The sequence below is a fragment of the Stutzerimonas kunmingensis genome, from assembly GCF_900114065.1.
Classification (GTDB): domain Bacteria; phylum Pseudomonadota; class Gammaproteobacteria; order Pseudomonadales; family Pseudomonadaceae; genus Stutzerimonas; species Stutzerimonas kunmingensis.
Window position 1 is genome coordinate 1 of the sequence record NZ_FORS01000027.1, and the last position, 3,157, is coordinate 3,157.

Genomic DNA, 3,157 nt, shown 5'->3' on the forward strand with positions numbered 1-3,157 from the left:
ACGCGAGTCAGAGCAGCAGTCAGAGTGGTCTTGCCATGGTCGACGTGACCAATGGTGCCGACGTTGACGTGCGGTTTGTTACGTTCGAACTTTTCTTTAGCCATCGAGACCGTCTCCCATCGTTGAATTGAGCTAGTCACGCCACCATTAAAACAAAGGCAGATATATACATATCTGCCTTTGGAGTTTGGAGCTCATGAGCGGATTCGAACCGCTGACCTCACCCTTACCAAGGGTGTGCTCTACCAACTGAGCTACATGAGCGAATTGCATTGCGCAACCACCGAAGCTGGAGCGGGTAGCGGGAATCGAACCCGCATCATCAGCTTGGAAGGCTGAGGTTCTACCACTAAACTATACCCGCGAACGCCGAAGCCTACGCTTGAATCTGGTGGAGGGGGAAGGATTCGAACCTTCGAAGTCTATGACGTCAGATTTACAGTCTGATCCCTTTGGCCGCTCGGGAACCCCTCCAAAGTGAGGCGGCATTTTCATCACTTGCCACCCTACTGTCAAGCTTTTCCTCATAAAAATCTTGAGGTTAGCTTTACTGACAGCCGCCTTACCAAGGAATCTTGGATTCCCCACGGCGAAGCGGGCGCCATTCTATTTAAACTATTGAGAAGATGCAATGCCAGTGCAGGGCATATGGCGAAATTGCAGGGCAGGCATGTCTGCTTTCAAGCTTTCCATGATCCCTTCACCCAATTGATCACGACTAGCGGTGCTCACCTGCACCCAGTATTTGGAGTGCATTCTCGGCAACTCACGCACTAGCGCCGAATAATCAACCTCGCTTAAGCGCGCCACTACGCCCTCTGCCGAATCCTTTCGGGAGAAGATGCCCAGTGAAATGCCATTAGCCAAGTCACCAACGGTAATGATGTAGCTGTCAATATTACGACTTTGCAACTCGCGCAATTGCCGCAGGGAAGCCTGCCTGGAAGCGAGCGGCGGCAGATACACCCAATAATCCACGCCGACCTCGGTATCTATCCGTCGTATTTCCGACTGGATATCCAAGCTCAAAAGCCGCTGCTCCAAGGAAAGCGCAGGCGACTCCTCATCGAAGCCACCCAGAAATAGGCAGCCACCGTCGGACGACGCCGACTGCCCAGCGTCTTTACGGCTCGAAGGAGAGGATTCACTAAGCAGAGTGATGTTGGGCTTCGGCCGGTCATAAGCATCAAGAGGCACCACCTCCTTGATGCGCACGGGTGACTGATACTGATGCTGCACCCAGAAGAATACGTTCAACAGCACCAACAGGAAAAATAACCAACGCATGCAGGCTCGACCTTCTATGTGACGCTAGGGACAAGCAATCGCCAGCCCGCGAAAGACCAGATCCGGAACCCGCCTAACCCCGACCATATCGTCGATCAGCGTTGCGTCGCCACCGGTGGAGTAGATTACAAAGTCAGCCCCCAGATAGTCGCTGGCCGCCAGGACTTGCGAAGCAACAAAACTACGCAGCATCAGAAAGCACCCCCGCTCAACCGCCTGGACGGTGCTTCGCCCAGGCGCAGACTCACCTTGCATCATTGGGATTTCTTCTGCCGTATAGCTGATGCGTCGGGTATGGGTAGTCAACTGCTGCCTAAGAAGAGAAATCCCTGGGCAAATGTAGCCCCCCAGATGGCCGCCCTCTGCATCAACGAAGTCAACCGTGACCGCCGTCCCCAGGTCGATTACCACCATTGCCCGGCGCTCCAACTGGAACGCGCCAACCATGGCCAACCAACGGTCCATCCCTAAACGGTCGTACTCGAGGTACCCGTTCACTACGCCACCAAGCCGAGGCGCTGGTAGAGCGCGCTGTACGTCAATGAACAATGCACTGGAGATGCACGAACACAGCTCTTCAGTCTCGAGATCGCTACGAACGCTAACTAGCCGCGCACGCTCAATCTTTACGCCAGTCAGGCCAGAGAGCGCACTAAGGAGGTCCACGGCCGATACAGAAGCGCCCTGAGCCGCAACATCACCGCTTACTTGCAACACCCGCCATTTGATCAAGCTATTGCCACAGTCGAGCTCGAGAATCATTGATCAAGCCTCAAACTTAGCTCACCACCACTGAAGGAGCGCACCCCCCCATCAATCATCATCCTGAGCCCGCCTTGATCATCGATGCCCAAGACCGTGCCCGAGCAATCTTGAGACCCGGTACTCAGCGTGCATTTCAGGCCTTGCCAGACATGGTTAGATTCCCACTCACCCTTCATCGCGGCAAACCCGACCCGGGCATGCCGCTCCAAATTTTGTCTAAGGGTGGCGGCCAATGTCAGCAGCAACTCGTTTCGATCAACCATACCTGCATGCTCTTTAACGGATGTCCAAAGCTGATCTATTCCCGCCGCCTCAATCATATTGACATTGATGCCGATGCCGATAATTACGTGACATACATCCGCCGGGTCGCCAGTCAGCTCAAGCAGAATCCCTGCGATCTTGCGGCCATCAACGTATACGTCGTTAGGCCACTTGACGCCCGCTTGCGAGATGCCGACTTGATGTAGCACCTGCATTACCGCCAGCCCGACCACCAGACTCATACCAGAAAGCTGACTAGCACCGCCCTGCACCTTTATAGCCAAGCTGCAATAAAGGTTCTGCCCGAAAGGACTCACCCAACTACGACCGCGCCGCCCTCTACCAGCAGACTGAGCCTCTGCAAGAACCAAAAAAGGAGGTGGCACGATCTGCAGGAGCCGCAATGCCTGAGCATTAGTAGAGTCAATCGAGTCGTAAAGATGCAGCGACCACCCAATCTGCTCCAGTTGCGGCGCGAGCGCCTCATGATTGAGCAGCGAAAGAGGTTCCGCCAAGCGGTACCCACGCCCGGGGACTTTATAGAGGTTAAGCGCTGCGTCAGCCTGAATACGTTGCAGGTGCTTCCAGACCGCACTGCGACTTATGCCGAGCGCCTCCCCCAGTTCACGCCCCGAATGAAAGCGCCCATCCTGAAGCAACGTTAACAGCCTATACATGCCACCCCCAAAAGAGGCCGAATGATAGCGACACCAACGACAGGTGCCTATCACAGTCTTTAAATCGCGCAAAAGCAAACCCCCGACCAGCTTACGCGGGTCGGGGGTTTGGGAAAGGAGCTTGACGATGACCTACTCTCACATGGGGAGACCCCACACTACCA

General features: G+C 54.9%; 4 protein-coding genes and 3 tRNA genes. All 7 read right to left on the reverse strand.

The genetic code is table 11. The annotated features are described in order from the left end of the window. A partial coding sequence (locus tag BM275_RS21920; RefSeq protein ID WP_202966612.1) for a GTP-binding protein occupies window positions 1-104 on the reverse strand: 104 nt, incomplete at its 3' end. Between the two features lie 84 nt (window positions 105-188). Next, a tRNA-Thr gene (locus BM275_RS21925) sits at window positions 189-264 on the reverse strand. A 26-nt stretch (window positions 265-290) separates the two neighbouring features. Then, a tRNA-Gly gene (locus tag BM275_RS21930) sits at window positions 291-364 on the reverse strand. Window positions 365-389: 25 nt separating this feature from the next. After that, window positions 390-474 (reverse strand) — tRNA-Tyr (locus BM275_RS21935). A gap of 141 nt (window positions 475-615) precedes the next feature. Beyond that, window positions 616-1,287, reverse strand: coding sequence for an SPOR domain-containing protein (locus BM275_RS21940; RefSeq protein ID WP_090523562.1), 672 nt, complete (start codon window positions 1,285-1,287; stop codon window positions 616-618). Between the two features lie 24 nt (window positions 1,288-1,311). After that, window positions 1,312-2,049 carry a type III pantothenate kinase gene (locus tag BM275_RS21945; protein ID WP_090523566.1) on the reverse strand — a complete coding sequence of 246 codons (738 nt, stop codon included), beginning with the start codon at window positions 2,047-2,049 and terminating at the stop codon, window positions 1,312-1,314. Further along, window positions 2,046-2,993, reverse strand: a complete 948-nt coding sequence (birA, locus tag BM275_RS21950) for a bifunctional biotin--[acetyl-CoA-carboxylase] ligase/biotin operon repressor BirA (RefSeq protein WP_090523569.1) — start codon at window positions 2,991-2,993, stop codon at window positions 2,046-2,048. Before birA ends, BM275_RS21945 begins: the two co-directional genes overlap by 4 nt. Between the last annotated feature and the right edge of the window lie 164 nt (window positions 2,994-3,157).